General features: G+C 70.2%; 15 protein-coding genes. 8 read left to right on the forward strand and 7 right to left on the reverse strand.

Annotated features, from left to right (window positions below):
- Nucleotides 1–12: 12 nt before the first annotated feature.
- The 3 genes from ACIBK4_RS41135 to ACIBK4_RS41145 all read right to left on the reverse strand — a co-directional run bounded on the left by ACIBK4_RS41135 (nt 13) and on the right by ACIBK4_RS41145 (nt 2,630).
- Nucleotides 13–588 carry an HD domain-containing protein gene (locus ACIBK4_RS41135; RefSeq protein ID WP_399003636.1) on the reverse strand — a complete coding sequence of 192 codons (576 nt, stop codon included), beginning with the start codon at nt 586–588 and terminating at the stop codon, nt 13–15.
- 131 nt (nt 589–719) lie between these two features.
- On the reverse strand, nt 720–1,730 hold the full coding sequence (locus tag ACIBK4_RS41140; protein ID WP_399003638.1) for a hypothetical protein: 1,011 nt from the start codon (nt 1,728–1,730) through the stop codon (nt 720–722).
- A 132-nt stretch (nt 1,731–1,862) separates the two neighbouring features.
- Complete coding sequence (locus ACIBK4_RS41145) at nt 1,863–2,630, reverse strand: phosphotransferase (RefSeq protein WP_399003821.1); 768 nt, start codon at nt 2,628–2,630, stop codon at nt 1,863–1,865.
- Nucleotides 2,631–2,859: 229 nt separating this feature from the next.
- Here ACIBK4_RS41145 and ACIBK4_RS41150 point away from each other — a divergent pair, with 229 nt between their 5' ends.
- Nucleotides 2,860–3,954 (forward strand): alanine racemase, encoded by a 1,095-nt coding sequence (locus tag ACIBK4_RS41150; RefSeq protein ID WP_399003640.1) that lies wholly within the window; start codon nt 2,860–2,862, stop codon nt 3,952–3,954.
- 167 nt (nt 3,955–4,121) lie between these two features.
- On the opposite strand, the gene ACIBK4_RS41155 is transcribed toward ACIBK4_RS41150, so the two are convergent.
- The 3 genes from ACIBK4_RS41155 to ACIBK4_RS41165 form a co-directional block, all read right to left on the reverse strand.
- A complete protein-coding gene (locus tag ACIBK4_RS41155; protein WP_399003642.1) occupies nt 4,122–4,541 on the reverse strand; it encodes a hypothetical protein in 420 nt (139 codons plus the stop codon).
- 226 nt (nt 4,542–4,767) lie between these two features.
- Nucleotides 4,768–6,117 (reverse strand): amidohydrolase family protein, encoded by a 1,350-nt coding sequence (locus tag ACIBK4_RS41160; RefSeq protein ID WP_399003644.1) that lies wholly within the window; start codon nt 6,115–6,117, stop codon nt 4,768–4,770.
- A gap of 68 nt (nt 6,118–6,185) precedes the next feature.
- Nucleotides 6,186–6,965 (reverse strand): SDR family NAD(P)-dependent oxidoreductase, encoded by a 780-nt coding sequence (locus tag ACIBK4_RS41165; RefSeq protein WP_399003646.1) that lies wholly within the window; start codon nt 6,963–6,965, stop codon nt 6,186–6,188.
- A gap of 304 nt (nt 6,966–7,269) precedes the next feature.
- Between ACIBK4_RS41165 and ACIBK4_RS41170 the strand changes: the two genes are divergently transcribed.
- From ACIBK4_RS41170 to ACIBK4_RS41195, 6 genes are all read left to right on the forward strand, one after another.
- Nucleotides 7,270–8,127: an NAD-dependent epimerase/dehydratase family protein gene (locus ACIBK4_RS41170; RefSeq protein WP_399003648.1), complete on the forward strand. Its 858-nt coding sequence runs from the start codon at nt 7,270–7,272 to the stop codon at nt 8,125–8,127.
- A gap of 17 nt (nt 8,128–8,144) precedes the next feature.
- A complete protein-coding gene (locus ACIBK4_RS41175) occupies nt 8,145–9,023 on the forward strand; it encodes a LysR family transcriptional regulator (protein WP_399003650.1) in 879 nt (292 codons plus the stop codon).
- A 154-nt stretch (nt 9,024–9,177) separates the two neighbouring features.
- Nucleotides 9,178–10,617: a hypothetical protein gene (locus ACIBK4_RS41180; RefSeq protein ID WP_399003652.1), complete on the forward strand. Its 1,440-nt coding sequence runs from the start codon at nt 9,178–9,180 to the stop codon at nt 10,615–10,617.
- The gene (locus ACIBK4_RS41185; RefSeq protein WP_399003654.1) at nt 10,614–11,756 is read left to right on the forward strand and encodes an ARPP-2 domain-containing protein; all 1,143 of its coding nucleotides are present in this window, start codon (nt 10,614–10,616) and stop codon (nt 11,754–11,756) included. The genes ACIBK4_RS41180 and ACIBK4_RS41185 overlap by 4 nt, the downstream gene beginning before the upstream one ends.
- A gap of 306 nt (nt 11,757–12,062) precedes the next feature.
- Nucleotides 12,063–12,236, forward strand: coding sequence for a hypothetical protein (locus ACIBK4_RS41190; protein WP_019068289.1), 174 nt, complete (start codon nt 12,063–12,065; stop codon nt 12,234–12,236).
- Nucleotides 12,237–12,293: 57 nt separating this feature from the next.
- The gene (locus ACIBK4_RS41195) at nt 12,294–12,776 is read left to right on the forward strand and encodes a GNAT family N-acetyltransferase (protein WP_033279075.1); all 483 of its coding nucleotides are present in this window, start codon (nt 12,294–12,296) and stop codon (nt 12,774–12,776) included.
- 22 nt (nt 12,777–12,798) lie between these two features.
- Here the strand turns inward: ACIBK4_RS41195 and ACIBK4_RS41200 are convergent, their stop codons facing one another.
- On the reverse strand, nt 12,799–14,142 hold the full coding sequence (locus ACIBK4_RS41200; protein WP_399003657.1) for an amidase: 1,344 nt from the start codon (nt 14,140–14,142) through the stop codon (nt 12,799–12,801).
- A gap of 328 nt (nt 14,143–14,470) precedes the next feature.
- Here ACIBK4_RS41200 and ACIBK4_RS41205 point away from each other — a divergent pair, with 328 nt between their 5' ends.
- Complete coding sequence (locus ACIBK4_RS41205) at nt 14,471–16,330, forward strand: family 20 glycosylhydrolase (RefSeq protein ID WP_399003659.1); 1,860 nt, start codon at nt 14,471–14,473, stop codon at nt 16,328–16,330.
- Nucleotides 16,331–16,342 lie beyond the last annotated feature (12 nt).

The raw sequence follows: 16,342 nt of genomic DNA on the forward strand, positions 1-16,342 counted from the left end.
CATGACGGGCCGTCAATCGACAGCCCCCAGACGGGAGTTGGGGAGCCGCGAGTTCCTGGCGGCGACGATGCCCAGCACGGTGCGCCAGTCCTCCAGAACCCCGGCGTCGAGGCCGACGACCTTGGCCGCGTCGTCGGCCTGGCGGAGGGTGATCGCGTCGTCGGCGAGCGGGTCGCGCTCGAAGACGGCGGCCTCGGCGGGGGACATGGGGCCGCCCTGGGTCCGCAGGGTCAGGGCGCTCTGGGCGGACAGATCGCGGTCGGGGACGGAGGTGGCCAGGTAGCGCTTCGCGGGCACATGGAGACGGACGAGGTGGGCGACCCGCTCACCCAGCAGGGCGCGGACGGCGTCCGCCGCGTGGTCCGCGTGTCCGGCGTCGTCGCCGGGCTGGAGCAGATGTCCGATGTCGTGGACCAGGCCGGCGATCTGAAGTTCCTTGTCGGCGGGGCGACTTCGGCGCAGCAGCGCGGCCGTCTGCAGCGCGTGGTCGTGCAGGTCGACCGGGTCGCCGCTTCTGTCGGGGGTGTCCCAGGCGCCCCGACAGGCGTACAGCAGATCCATCAGCTCCTCGACGCTGCGCAACTCCATGCGTCAGTCCTCCCGCGAGACAGCCTGTGCGGAACCCCAGGGGATCATGGCGAGCTTTCGACACAGCCAACGGGACCTGAACTGCGCGACGCCTTGAGTGACTCAGGTCATGTTGGCGGTCGTGCGTGCGCCTACGTAGGCGGGGCGGACGGCCGGCGTGGGTGGTTCGCTTCCGCCTCCGCGACCAGCGCGTCAAGTGCCGTACGCAGCATGGTCAGTTCGGCCGGGGTGGGATCGACCGGTTCGTGCGGGGCCAGTGCGGCGGGGGTCACAAGGGGGATGGTGCCGTCCGGACCGGGCACGGCCGCGGCGCGGGCGAGCAACGGGCCGTTGTCGGGCGGCGGGGTTGGGCCGAGGCCTTCGCCGAGCCTGCGCAGGGCGGGCGCGAGCGGGGGATCGGGGAAGGGGAAGTCGGCGGGGAGCAGTCCGGCCTGCCGGGTGTGGTCGTCGCCGCGGAAGTCCAGGGCCCAGTCCTCCCAGCGCGGCAAGGGCCAGTCGTGGATGCCGGCGACGGTCCGCACCGCCCAGAGGGAGACGGTTCGGGTCTGCGGGTCGACATGGACGCCGCCGTCGGGCATGTCGGTGAGCGCGGGAGTGGTCGGCGAGGCGACGAGCCAGTCGATCAGGCCGGGGCCGCCCGCGAGGTGCTCGATGGGCTCCCAGTCGCTGCCCCACGCGCGCACGGTTCCGTCGGGCAGGCGCAGGGAGACGACGGAGCAGGGCTCGGAGTACTCGGTGTCCGCGAACCCGGCAGGCTCGAAGGTCTCGAACCAGCCCGGCGAGCGGGTCAACTCCCGTCCCAGGCCCAGGTGGTGGGTCAGGTCACCCATGCCGTCGTGCGCGAAGCGGACGTCCCAGCCCGGCCAGGTCCGGGCCAGTACGGCGCGGGCGGCGAGGTGGTCGGCCCAGCTGCCCGCGTCGGCGAACCAGAGCAGGACCCGGCGGTCGTGGTCGACGAGTGCCGCGCCCTCGCACCACACGTCGTCGAGCCATTCGTCGATCTCCCGGTCGGCACGGAAACAGCGGGTCGCCGCGGCGGGGCCGGGCAGCAGATCGTCCGCCACGCGGTTGGCGGCCCAGTGCGAGTAGTACCGCTGCCAGGTGCCGTCCTCGACCACCACGTACTGTGCTCGTGCTCCCATGACCTGCGAGATTAGCGCCGCTCGACGATGATCGACGAACGCTTTTCCGGCGACCAAGTCCGTCTGGTCGTGGGCGACTTGGGGGACGCTTTGCGGGTTCCGGCTCGCGCGCCGCGACTTCAAGCAGCGGCATCAGTTCATCAGGGTGGCTATGAAGACGGCGTGGTGAGCCACGAGCCACTCCTGTATGCGGTCCCAGCGCTGCCAACCACCGCGCTCGGACTGTGCGTTGGTAAAGACGGGGTCACCGTCGGCCACGCGGTGGGCGACGAAGGCCCGGCAGGTTGCGGTGGCCTGTTCGATGACGCCGGGCAGTTCAGCGCGCTCCTGCGGGGAGAGACCGTAGCTGTCGGCGAGGATCCGCAGTCGCGTCGGGGCGTCCAGTCCCGCCGGATAGTGAGCCGCCGCGGACGCGGGATCGAGCATGGGAATCCAGTAGCGGGCGGTCATGGCGACGTCCCACACCGCTCGGCCCGGGGCCGCCAAGTCGAAATCGATCAGTGCCGCGGCACGGCCCTCGCGGAAGACGACGTTCTCCGGGCACACGTCGTTGTGGCACAGCATCGCTCCTCCCGCCGGGTCGGCCATGGACCGGGGCCACTCGACGCGGTCGTCGACCGCGATGTGCGCGGCGGCGTCGTGCAGGCGCCGCAGCAGGTTTCCCACCGACCGCAACGCGGTCTCGGTCATCACCCAGCGCGGAAACGGCGGCAGTGCGACATCGCCGGGGATGAAGGTCAGCTGTTCCCGTCCGTCCCCGGTGAGTCGGACCGGTCTCGGAGCCGCGTCGAACCCGTGTTCCGCGAGGGCGAGGAGATGGGCATGGAGAGCGTGTGCGGTACGCGGCGCCGGGCGATCCACCACGGCGCCGTGACGGAAGACCGCGCCCGCGTTCGCCATGCCGCCGGCCAGGGCTTCGCCCTCTGTTGTCCCGCCCTCGGCCGTCACGTCGATCACGCTATCGCCAGGTCGGTCGTGTGGGGGACTGTTCATTCGTCGGAGGGTGAGGAGGTCTTCGTCCGACCATGTGCTTCGGCCGAGGGCGGAGTGATGGCCCTGTGGTCGCGCTCCGCCGACCTGTCATGATCGTCTCGACGTGTTCCGTGGCGGGAGGGGCTGGAGGCAAGAGATGACGGTATCGCTGCCTGACGGGCTGGTTACGCCGGCACTCGTGGTCGATCCGGAGGTTCTGGACGGCAACATCTCGCGGATGGCCGAGGCGTCGCGCTCTCAAGGATTCGCCCTGCGCCCACACGCCAAGAGCCACAAGTGCGCGCAGATCGCGGACCGACAGCTCCGGGCCGGTGCGAGCGGGTTGTCGGTGGCCACGATCGGCGAGGCCGAGGCGTTCGCCCGGGCCGGCGTGGACGACCTGTTCATCGCGTACCCCGTGTGGCTCGATGCCGACAAGACACGGCGGCTGCGCCGGCTGGCGGACGATGTTGCCCTCCGGGTCGGCGTCGAGTCGGTCGAAGGAGCGCGACGGCTGGGCGAGGCCTTTCGCGGCAGCGTCCGGCGGGTCGAGGTGCTCGTCGAGGTCGACAGCGGGAGCCACCGGACGGGAGTACCGCCGCACGCCGCCGGCGAGGTCGGGAAGGTTGCCGCCGACACGGGCCTCGATGTCGTGGGCGTGTTCACGTTTCCGGGGCACGGCTACGGCCAGGACCCCCGGGCACGCGAACGCGCCGCACGGGATGAGGAGCGCACCCTGGGCGAGGCCGCACAGCAGCTGCGGGACCTGGGGCTCGACGTCCGTGTGGTCAGCGGCGGGTCGACTCCCACGGTGGGGCAGTGGCAGCCGGGCGCGGTGAACGAACTGCGGCCCGGTGTCTATGTCTTCAACGACGCCACCCAGTTGGCCATCGGCACCTGTGGTGTGGAGGATCTGGCTCTGGTCGCCGCGGCGACGGTGATCAGCGTTCCCGCCCCTGACCGCTTCGTGCTGGACGTCGGCAGCAAGGTCCTCGGTTCCGACCGGTCCTCCTGGGTGACGGGCCACGGCTACCTGCCCCGGTTCCCGCAGGGGACCATCACCGGGCTGTGGGAACACCACGCGGTGGTCCGGCTTCCGGACGGGGTGCGGGGACCGGGACTCGGGTCCGTGGTCGCCGTCGTCCCCAACCACATCTGCACGCCGGTGAATCTCGCCGATGAGCTGCTGGTCGTCCAAGACCGCGAGGTGGTCGACCGCTGGCCGGTAACGGCACGAGGCGCCAATACCTGAGGATCGTTTCCGGCCGGGAGGTGGCGGTGGCCGCCCAGCCGCTGGGAGGACTTGGCCCGCCTGCGTGCGGTGCGCGGGACGAGGTTGCGGCCGCGGAGCCGGCATTGCAGGCAGTCGTAGTCGCACCCTCGACCCAGCGATCAAGCCAGTCGAGACGATCTCTCGGCTCAGCGAGTCACGCAGGCTGAACCGCTTTGCTCGATGACCTGTGCGGTCTCGTAGTTGTGGACCTGAACCCACAGGTTGCCTTTGTTCCGCCGGTCGTAGAACTTTTGATTTATGTATACGCCGTAGTCGTACCAGAGCACGGTGTAGCACCATCCGCCGTCAACCCGGAACGCATCCCAGTCCTGCTTGGGAGGGGTTGTCTGGTGGGGAGAGAGCCATTTCGTCTGACTCCCCGAACAGAGGGTGCCCGTGCTGCACCAGTCGCGGCCCGCCACCATCCCCAAGGACGAATCGTTGTGGGTCTCCGAGCACCCGAGGGTGCAACTCCCGCCTGCCTGGGCGGCGGGTGCGAGGGCCACGATGCCGCTGAGCAGAGCGGCTGAGAGCAGGCCCGCAGAAATGCGCGTGCGTATGTCCAAAGTTGATCCCCGTTTATTGCGGACAGCCGTGACGCAGTCGGCTGCCTTCGTGGATGGCCGTGGTCATTGAGGCCATCCCTTCACACAGAGTGTGGACGGGCATATGACGTCGCACCATGCCGGTCCCGGCCATTCCCTTTGCCGGTGCCGACGGATGTGTGGCGAGGTGGTGGACGGACAGGGGGGCACCAAGGTTCGCCGGGGCTGCCGTTGTGCCGTGTGTGGTTCAGCGGAGCGCGGCGCGGAGCCGGTCCTGGGTCTCGTGCATCAGGTCCTGTGCCTTGGCCGCGTGGGTTCCGACCAGGGTGCCGTCGCGCTTGGTGAATTCCCCGCCGACCAGGACTGTCTCGACGTCGGCCGGGCCGGCGCCGAGGACGAGCATCGCGACCGGGTCGCCGAAGCCGTCCAGGTGGGGTGAACGCAGGTCGACGACGGCGATGTCGGCCTGTTTGCCGGGGGTGAGTGAACCGGTCCGGTCGGCGAGGCCGAGTACCTGGGCGCCGCCGAGCGTGGCCAGTCGCAGCATGTCCCGCTGGTGCAGCGCGACTTCGTGCACGAGCTCGTTGCGGGCGAGGGACTCGGCGTTGGCGCGTGAGCGTTCCGCGGCCAGCGCGAGGCGCATCTCGGAGAACAGGTCGGTCCCGGCGCTGCAGATGGTGTCGACCCCGAGCCCGGAGACGATGTCACGTTCCAGAGCCCGCCCGGTGGCAGGGTAGGTGCCGAACTGCATCAGCATGTCCGTGCTCGGGGTGATGGTCACGGTCCCGCCCGAGGCGGCGATCAAGTCCATCTCCTCGTCGGTCAGTTGGTTGGCGTGGATGTAGTTGACGTCCGGGCCGAGCAGCCCGTCGCGTTGGAGCGCGGTGACCGCGTCCGCGGTGCCGGCCATCCCCACATGGATGGAGATCGGCAGGCCGAGTTCGCGGGCGAAGGCGAAGTCCTGGCGGTTGCGCTCCGGGGAGGTGAAACACGGCCCGCGCAGCGCCATGCCCATCCGCAGCCGTCCGTTGTCGCCGGTCCCGCTGATGCCGCCGTCGCCGGGGAAATGCTCGTCCCGCATGCGCCGGGCATCCAGCGGGTGCGGCGGGTTCGGGTCGTCGTCGGCCGGACCGGGGCCGCCGTAGAAGAAGAGGCCGCGGATTCCCGATTCGTGCAGGCCGCGCAGGTTGGCGTCGGCGTGGTCGGCGGACTGGAGTGCGTGGGCCCAGTCGCCGATCGTGGTGATTCCCGCGTCCAGCGCCTGTAGCGCTCCCCACAGCGTGCCGGCGTAGATGTCGGCCGGAGTGTGCTTGAGGGAGATCCCGGTCAGTACGGCCGGTCCGTAGCCGTATCCGGTGATCTGCGGGGTGAAGCCGGCGATCGCGCCCTGCCAGACGTGGCGGTGCGTGTCGATCAGGCCCGGGATCACCAGGCGGCCTCGCGCGTCGACGATCTCGGTATCCGGCCCGGGGCGCAGGCCGACACCGATCTGCGTGATGACACCGTCCCGGACGCGCACGTCACCACCGGGCACATCGCCGAGCGTGTCGTCGAGCGTCACGACGTGGCCACCGGTGATCAGGATTTCTTCGGACATCGTCGAACTCCGTTTTAGTTGACTTGACTTGGGGGTTACAGGGCCGGACGTGTCCGGACCGGGCAGGGTCATCGCGACGCGGGGATCGGGGTGCCGGTGAGTTCGGCGCAGTAGTCGAGCAGGGTGTCCTGGACCGTCGTCTCGTGTGCCTCGGCGGGTACGGGGTGTTGCTTCTGGTGGTAGAAGTGCCGGCCGGTGACTCGCGCCGCCTTGTCGTCGCTGACGGCGAGCCATGCCTGGGTCACCGGGCCTTGGTCCAGGTCGTCCGGCGCGCCGGGGCCGCCCATCCTGGTCGCGACCCACCCGGGTTCCACGGAGTTCGACAGCACATCGGGCCAGTGCCTCGCGACACCGAGCGCGAGCAGGATGTCGTACAGCTTGCTGTCGCTGTACGCCTGCGACCCGCTCCAGCGCCGGTCGGTCCACTGCGGATCGGACAGGTCCGCGTCTCCGCCGCGAGCCATGCCCGAGCTGAGGTAGACCAGCCGATCGGGCCGTGTCATCAGCGCGGTCAGCAGGTAGGGCGCGAGCACGTTGACCGTGAACAGCTGGGACAGGCCGTCGACGGTCTCGACGCGGCGCGGCTCGCGGTAGCCGATGCCCGCGTTGTGGATGACGGCGTCGAAGCGGCCCGCCGCGTTGGCCTGGGTGGCCACCGACCGGATCCCGTCGAGGGATCCGAGATCGCCCACCAGGACATTCTCGGCAGCGGGCAGGACCGCACGCGCATGCGCGGCTCGCGCGGTGTCGCGAGCGTGCAGTGTCACCGTGTGGCCTTGGCCGATCAGCAGGCGAGCGGCCATCAGGCCGAGGCCGTCGGCGGATCCGGTGATCAGGACGTGAGTCATCGTCGCACCTCCCTGAGGGCGTTCGAGATGTGTCTCGGGTTGTCGGTCGGAACGCCGGCGACGGGCAGGAACCGGGATCCCGGCCCGCTGTCGCGGCACGTCCACTGTCGATCCGCCGGGTGCGCCCTGTCCAAGACCCTTTACGTCCCCTGCGATGCCCGCGGGGCATCGACGCGGCCGGCGACGTGTCATGCCCCGCGGGCATCACAGAGCACGAAACAGGTCTTGGACACGACCGGCGATCAGACCGCACGGTGGAGTCGAACCTGATCAACAGAGGGCCTGATCAACAGCGAGGGACGGTATGAGAATTTTCCTGACGGGCGGATCCGGCTACATCGGCCGGGCCACGATCGCCGAACTGGTGCGACGAGGTCACTCCGTGGAGGCGCTGGCGCGCAGCGAGCAGGCGGCGCTAACCGTGACGGGCGCCGGGGCGGTCGAGGTGCGCGGCGGACTCGCCGACCTGGACGTGCTCAACCACGCGGCCGCCCGCGCCGACGCGGTGATCCACCTCGCGCAGGCCAGTTCCGCGGGCATGGACCTCGCCGCGGCCACGGCCATGCAGGACGGCGTCGGGGCCGGACCCTACGTGCACACCGGTGGCACCTGGGTCTACGGCGACACCGACGGCGTACAGGACGAGAGCGCTCCGTGGAATCCGCCCACTGTGGTGGCCTGGCGCAGGTCGGTCGAGGACGCGGTCTCGGCCCGCGCCGCCGAAGGCGGTCGCCCCGTCATCGTGCAGCCCGGGCTGCTCTACGGCGGCGACAACCGACTGATCGAACATTTCTTCATCGCCCCGGGTAAAATCAGCGGTGCTGTCCCGTACATCGGTACCGGCGCCAACCGGTGGGGTCTCGTGCACATCGACGACATGGCCACGCTCTACGCCGCCGCGCTCTCGGCGCAGGCGGGATCGGTCTATATAGGGGTCGGCGAGGGCCACCCGACGATGAGGCAGGTCGCCGAAGCGGCGGCGCGCGGTGCCGGACTCGACGGAAAGACGGTCTCGATCACGCTGGACCAGGCCCGCGTCGAGATGGGGCCCGTCGCGGACGCGTTCGTGCTGGACCAGCGCCTCACCTCGGCCAAGGCCCACCGCGAGCTGGGCTGGACACCGACGCACGGTGACCCGCTCGCCACCTTCGAGCGCGGCTGATCACCCGGAGGAACCGCATGGACGTCGACCTGCGCAAGCTTCGCTACTTCCTCGCCGTGGCCGAGGAACTGCACTTCGGACGCGCCGCGGAGCGCCTGCACATCACCCAACCCGTGCTCTCCCGCCAGATCCGGGTGCTCGAAAGTGAACTGGGCGTGGACGTGTTCATGCGGGACCGCCGCAGCACCGTGCTCACACCGGCAGGCGAACAACTCGTCCACGACGCCGGGCCCCTGCTGGCGAACGCGGACGCACTGCTGCGGCGGGTACGCGCCGCGGGCGAGAGCGTCACCCGCTTCACGATCGGGTTCATGCCGGGCATCACGTTGACGCCCGTCATCCGCCTGCTGCGCGAGCATCACCCCGGGCTGGACGTGCGGATGTTGCGCACCGGCTGGCACGACCAGGTGGAGGTGCTCCACGACGCCCGCGCGGATGTCGGCATCGTCCGGTTGCCGATCGACCCGGCGGGACTGGAGATCAGGCCGCTCCACACCGAGCCGCGCCTCGTCATGGTGGCCTCGTCCCATCCGCTCGCCGGAAAGGAATCCGTGCGGGTCGCCGACCTGGCGACCGATCACCTCCTTCAGGACCCCGACGCCGTCCCCGAGTGGCGCGACATCGCGGTGGAACTGCGCACCGGCGAGCGCCGCCCGGTGCCGGTGATCCACAGCGTCGAGGAGAAACTCGAACTCGTCGCCGGCGGACAGGGGATCGCCGTGATCCCGGAGTCCACCGCGAACTTCTACACCAGACCCGACGTCGAGGCGATCCCGGTCGAGGACCTCGGCCCCAACCATGTCGCGGCGGCCTGGCCCACCGGGCGAACCACCGGCCTGGTCCAGGAGTTCATCGACGCCGCCACCACCCTGCTGCCCGAGGCCGAAAGTCGGTAGAGGGCGTGTGGCCTGCTCTGTTACGGTCCTGGAGCCGGCCGCGGGACTCCGGTGCGACTTCCGGAACCTGCCTATGAAGCAATGATTCGCAGCTCGTGCCCCCATTCCCCGGCCGGCGTCCACATCTACGGGGGGACGACGGGGGAAGAGTCGGATGGATGCGTACGGGGACCTCATCGCGGCCGACGACGTCCTGCTCTTCGTCAACGCGGCGATCACCTCCACCGGCCAGCGCGAATTCCACAGCGACGCGGGCGAGCAGCGACTGTCGTTGGACTTCCTCCACGCGTACATGCTGGGCAACTACCGCGACCTGTACGCCGGGGTGCTCGCGCTCGACATCAACGACCACAACGCGGTCCTCGTCATCCGGCGCCTGCTGGAGACCAGTGGTGAGGCAACCGCCGAACAGCGGCGCAGCGAGGGCCGGTTGATCGCGGCCCGGCTGGCGACACTGCCGCCGCAGCGCGTGTACGGGCTGTTCGACGCCCTGCGCCGGGCCCGGGTGAACAACCGTCGCTGCCGCGCGATCATGCGCGACTGGCTGGCCGCCCGCCCGGACGCGGCGTTCGACGCCGTGAAGTACCGCGCCGGCCTCAAGCGAGCCCTGCGCCACGCCCATCTCGCGCCCGTCACCGAGGAGTTGGGGGCGTTCGTGTTCGCGCCGCTGACCCGCAAGCAGTACGAGACCCCGCTCCTGGAGACCTGGCGCCGCGCGCACTACGAACAGGCCGCGCTGTACGACCTGCCCTACACCGCCGCCGAGGGCTTCGCCGCCAAGCACGGCATCCCCCGGAAGGTGTTCCTGGAGCGCATCGCCCCGCGGATGACCCGCCTGGAGACCCTGCGGCTGCGGGACTCCGCGCACCGGATCGGCGCCACCGGGACACCGGCGGACCTGGCCAGGATGCCGCTGACCCGGTTGGCGACCTATGTGCTCTCGCTGCCGGTCGATGAACGTCTGCGCCGACGCGCCGAGTTGACCCACGCCCTGGCATCGGCCGCCGGCCGCGTCGCCGGACCGCACCGGGGGAGCTGGGGCAAGGTCACCGCCGTACTGGACGACAGCTTTTCCACCTTCGGGTCGGTCCAGAAGCGACGTCGGCCACTGGCCGTCGCCCTGGCCTGTCACCATCTCCTCGCGGCCCTCGCCGACGACTACACCGGGCTGTGGACGTCCGGCCGGACCGACGCGCTGCTGGCCCGTCCGTACGGGCCGACGCCGTTGGGCCGCCGGATCCTGGACGCGCTGGACACCGCCCCGTCCCGACTGGTGATCGTCTCCGACGGCTGGGACAACGCGCCGCCCGGCCTGGCCGGTGAGGTGCTGCGCGTCTTCCGCACCCGGCTCGACCCCGAGCGCCGCACCAGCGTCGTGCACCTCAACCCGGTCTACGACGCTGCCGACTTCGACGTACGCCGACTGTCCCCGACCGTGCCCACCGCCGGTGTCCGTGACGCCGAGGACCTTCCCGCGCTGGTGGAACTCGCCCAGTTCGCGGAAGGCCGCACCGGCCTGGCCGAACTCGTCACCTACATGGACACCCGGGCGACCCGCATGCTCGACGCCACCCACCAGGAGCGGGCGCGATGACCACCCTCGACCTGACCGGTCTGATCACTCGCCCGTCCCAAGTCTGGGGCGGCGTCCGCCTCGTGCCACTCGTGCGCGAGGAGCCCGTCGTCGACCTCCGTCTCAACGCACGGCTCTACGACGACGCGATCGGCCTCGTCGAGGTCGGCCCGCGCCATGCCTACATCTCCTACGTCCCGCACGGCTTCGTCGCCACCTGGACCGGCGACGGCACACCGGCCGCCGCCTACGGCACCCAACTCGCCGCCGACGCCGACGCGTTGCCGACCGCCACGATGAGCCTGCGCATCCACCGCAGAATGGCCCGCCGCGAGGCCAAGCACCGGCTGCGCTTCCTCCCCCTGCACCTCGCGCTGGAGGGCTACCTGGCACTGCACTTCGGCGGCCCCTCGATCGCCTGGGAGGAATGGTCGCAGCGCGCGATCCGCCAAGGCCTCTCCCCGCGCGTCGAGGAGGCGTACGCGGGCGCCGAAGTGCGCGGCCTCGCCGACGCGTTGCGCGTCTTCGAGATCCACCCCGGCCAGTGCGGTGTCATGGTCTACGTGTCGGACGCGTTGGCGGCCGCGTTCGTGGTCCCGCATCCCGAGGACTACCGGGCGCTCCACGCGTCGCTCCTCCAGGACCTGTACGGCGAACTGATCCACCACTACGCCCTGTTGATGCCGCCGGTACCGGACTTCAGGGCCCGCGTCCCCGACGCGGGGATCCGCTCCCTGGCCCAGCTGCGCACCGCGGTCGCCGAACAGGAGCGCACCTGGGCGCAGTTCCACGACACCACCATGGCGGCCGAACTGCTGGAGCAGGAGCACACCTGGCAGTCGGTCCACCGGATGGGGCGCTTCACCCTCTCCCGCTTCCTCCCCCAGTTCCGCCCCAAGCAGGGCAACCACATCGGCGAGGCCATCACCGACGACCGGGGCCGGATCGCCTACCTCAAGACCTTCCGTCTGTCGGAGAGCCAGGTCCGCCGCGGCCATCTCCTCAGCAGACTCGCCGCCAACGACTGGCACTTGGCGGACACCGCAGCCGAACTCGGTCTCAGTGACGATCAGTTGGGGCTACGGCTGGAGTCCGCCGGTTTCGGCTTCCTGCTCCGCCAGGACGTCCTGGACGGCTACCGAAAGCGACGACGGGCCTGAGACCACCGAGTCCGGCCAGGCCGGATATCGGCTGCAGGTCTCTAATCTTTACCCCATGTTTTCAGCCCCATCGAGCGGCGGGTCGCTCATTTGGTTAACCTGAGGCAGACGGACAGCGACAAGGGGTCCCACCCACACCCATGGTCCGTCCCGGGACAAGCCGGTCACAACGGCCTGCTCTCACACGAGTGACCGGCGCCACCGCGTCCGAACTGCCTTCAACCCACACCCGAGCGGGGCTCAGGTACCGGACCGGAGCATGGCCGGTATGCCCCCGAGGGTGACCCGACACATAAGGAGTGCGCGGTGACACCGGAGAAGACGAATCGCGAGCAACGCCCCAAGGAACCCACGGAGCGTGCGGGCCACCGGTCCGACGAGCTCGGCAGCCTGGCCGTGTGGGCACGGTCCGCCCCCATCCGTCTCGCGGGCTACGAGGACGACCTCGCCGAGCCCCACATCCTGCCCAGCGTGGACTGACCCCCACACGGGACCCATCGCGATCGCCGACAGCATGGGCGTGCGAAAATCATGCCCATGCTGATCAGAGAAGCCGCGGCCGACGACTGGCCGCGGATCTGGCCTTTCTGGCACCGGATCGTCGCCGCAGGCGACACCTACACCTGGGCCCGGGACACCTCCGAGGAGGCGGCCCGGGCCTTGTGGACGAGTCCGCCGAAGCGCGTCTACGTCGCCGAGGACGAGACCGGAACCGTCGTCGGCTCGGCCTTCGTCACCCCGAACTACGGCGGCCCCGCCGACCGCATCGCCAACGCCGGCTTCATGGTCGACCCCGACCACGGCGGCCGCGGCATCGGCCGCGCCCTCGCCGAACACATCCTCACCACCGCCCGCGACCAGGGCTTCCGCGGCATGGTCTTCAACGCCGTCGTCGAGACCAACCCGGCCGTCAAGCTCTGGCTCTCCCTCGGCTTCACGATCCTGGGCACGGTCCCGGACGCCTACGACCATCCCCGCGACGGCCGCGTCGGCCTGCACGTCATGTACCGCGCCCTCTAGCGGCACCTTCCGGAGGCGCCGGCTAGTCGAGCGGCGCCGTCCGCTGCCAGGGCCTGAGCTTCTCCAGCTCCTCCGCCACCTCCAGCAGCGCCGCCTCCGACCCCGGCCGCCCCACCAGCTGTACGGCGCAGGGCGCGCCGGAGGGGAGCGTGCCGAACGGGACCGACATCGCCGGCCAGCCGGTGAGGTTCCACGGGGGCGTCATCGGCGAGTAGTTGGTGTTGGCCAGCACATTGCGCAGCCAGCCGCGCTCGTGCCACGGCCCGGCCTTGGGGGAGCGGCGGGCCAGCGCCGCCGTCAGCAGGATGTCGTGCTCGGCGAAGAACGGCGCGAGGCGCTCCCGGAGCTGCTCCCGAGCCCTGCCGGTACGGACGCTCTTCACGAACCGCCGCCCGATCGCCGCATGCACCCGGGACCGCCGCGTCAGCTTCCGGGGGTCCAGCCCCGCCGCATCCACCGACGTACCCGCCGTCCAGTGCGCGAGCGACGTGGTGCTCAGCGAGAGCGGATACGGCGGATCGGCACGCTGCACGGTGTGCCCGGCCCTGTTCAGCAGCCCGGCCGCCTCCCGGACGGCGGTTGTATACGGCTTGCTGATGGCCACCCCGGTGAGCGGGCTGCGCACAGACGCGGCGATCGTCCGGGTGGTGGGCTTCTCGGGGCGTACGACCTCGATGTCCGCGATGACCGAAAACATCAGCCGGGCGTCCTCGACGGTCGTCGCGAGGGGTCCGTTCTCGGACATTCCGAACCAGTCGCCGTCGCCGATGCCGGCCGGGACCACCCCGAACCCCGGCTTGATGGTGACCAGCCCGCAGTTGGCCGCGGGTATGCGCAGCGAGCCCATGCCGTCGTTGCCGAGCGCGATCGGCACCATGCCCGCGGCCACGGCGGCCGCGCTGCCGCCCGAGGAGCCGCCCGCCGTACGGGTCGTGTCCCACGGGTTGCGGCTGGTGCCGTGGACGCCCTCGGTCGTACCGAAGATGCACAACTCGGGCACGTTGGTGAGCCCTACGACGACCGCACCCGCCGCCCGCAGCCGGGCCACGGTGATGTGGTCGTGGTCGGCGGGGGTGTCCGGGGTCGCGGCGGAACCGACGCGGTTGGACTCGCCGGTCACCGGGAGGTTGTCCTTGATGGCCACCGGCACGCCCGCCAGGGGCAGTTGGGCCAGATCGTCCCGCGCGCCCACCGCGTCGGCCTCCGCGAGCGCCGCCTCCGCCCGCACCACCCGGAACGCGCCGACCCGCGCGTCGAGCCGCTCGATCCGCGCGAGATGCTCGGCCACCACCTCACGCGGCGTGACCCGCTTCTCCCGTACGGCGGCGGCGATCTCGACGGCGGTACGGCCGATCCAGCTGGTCACGGGCGCGCTCCTTCTCACTACTCGCGAGTATGTAGGGAGAACTGTGCCCCCGTCGGGGCGGTGCGTCGAGAGGTGAACGGTCGCGGAAACCAAGGACCGCTGGTCGTGGATGACCAAGGGCTGCCGGTCTTGGACGACCAAGGGTCGCCGGTCTTGGACATTCGGGACCGTCTTCTTGGACTTTTCGCGAGCCGGTACCGGGCGGACGCCGACTGACCTGCTGGTCATCCGATCAATGGCTCAACTTGACTGCTCCCGCCGCCCATTGACAGCCCCTGAGAGCAGTCCAATCATCAGTCGTCCGATCAATCGCGACCGGTGGAGTGGCATGGCTGAGCGCAGGAAGAGACGGTTCCGGTTCATCGGCTTCGCGGCGGTGTTCGCACTGCTCGCGGCACCCGCACCGGCGGCGGTCGCGGCACAGCAGGAGCAGGCGGTGCCGGTCACCGTGCCCGCACTCTCCAACTGGACACCGGAATCCGGGAATTACGACTTCGAAGCCGGCACCCGACTCGTGGCCGACGGCAAGAGTGAACGCGAAGTCGCCGACACCCTCGCCGACGACCTCAAGGCGGCCGGTCACGGAACAGTGCCCATCGTGCGGGGCGGTGCCGCCCGACCCGGCGACATCGTGATCCAAGTCCGGCCGACACAGCGTTCGTTGGGCACGGAGGGCTACGAACTCCGGTCGGGCGAACGGCTGTCGATCACCGGGGCCACCAAGACCGGCGCCTTCTACGGCACCCGGACCCTCCTCCAACTCCTCGCCCAGGGCGACCGGATCCCGGCCGGCCGCACGGTAGACGTCCCCCGCTACAAGGAACGCGGAGTCGGCGTCTGCGCCTGCTACATCCACATCTCGCTGCCCTGGCTGGAGAACCTGGTGCGCGAGATGGCGTACCACAAGCTCAACCAACTGCTCCTCGAACTCAAGGTGAAGAGCGACGCGCACCCCGAGGCCAACACCTGGGGCTACTACACCAAGGACGAGATGCGCCGGCTCGTCGCGCTCGGAGACAAGTACCACGTCGAGATCATCCCGGAGATCAACTCCCCGGGCCACATGGACCCTTGGATAGAGAACCGCCCCGACCTCCAGCTCACCGACAGCGACGGCACCAAGCAGCCCACCCGCCTCGACGTCACCCAACAGGCCGCCTTCGACTACTACACGAGCCTGATGGACGAGTACGCGCAGGTCTTCACCGCGTCGTCCTGGCACATGGGCGCCGACGAGTACATGCTCGGCTCCGACTACTCCAAGTACCCGCAGATGCTGCGTTACGCCCAGGAGAAGTACGGCGCGAACGCCACCCCGCAGGACGCCTACATCGACTTCATCAACCGGGTCCAGGCCTACGCCGCGAGCAAGGGCAAGAAGCTGCGTATCTGGAACGACGGCCTCACCGGCGCCAACACCGTGCCGGTGGCGCCCGGCACCACGGTCGAGCACTGGCTGAACGTCACCGAGAAACCGAGCCAACTCATCGCCCAGGGCTACCCGTTGATGAACGCGGCCTACTCCCTCTACCTCGTCCGCGGCGGCTTCCACAGCGACACCGAGGCGCTCTACGACCAGAGCTGGGACCCGCGCAGCTTCGAGGGCGAGCAGCTCACCTCCAGCGACGGCATCACCGGCGCGAAGATCAGCCTCTGGCCCGACAACGGCCGCGGCGAGACCGAGAACGAGGTCACCGCCGACACCGAGCCCGCGCTACGGCACCTCGCGCAGGCCACCTGGGGTGACCCGCACCCCGACGCCACGTACGCCCAATTCACCGCACGGGGCATGGCAGTTGGTCATGCGCCCGGGTGGCGCGACCTGACCCGGGTGCCGGTGGCGGACGGGACGTACACCTTCCGGACGGTGGGCGGCACCTCCTTCGACGCCGCAGTGCAGCGCACGCCGGACGGTTACGCGACGCTGCGGACCGCCGACGGCTGCCTTGAGGTGCAGGGCGGCAAGCTCACCCTCAACGTGCCGCTCCAGCCCGGGGTTTCGGCGACCCCGCAGCCCTGCGATGCCACGAACACCATGCAGCGCTGGGAGTTGACGCCCGCAGCCGGTGGCTACCGACTCGTGAACGCCATCACGCAGATGGCGCTGAGCGTCGCGGACGACGGCCGGCTCGTGCAGTACCTGCCGGATCAACACCGGCCCGCCACCTGGCACTTGACCGCCCACTGAGCAACCAGAGGA

The organism is Streptomyces sp. NPDC050528 (assembly GCF_044457795.1).
In the GTDB taxonomy this organism is placed as follows: domain Bacteria; phylum Actinomycetota; class Actinomycetes; order Streptomycetales; family Streptomycetaceae; genus Streptomyces.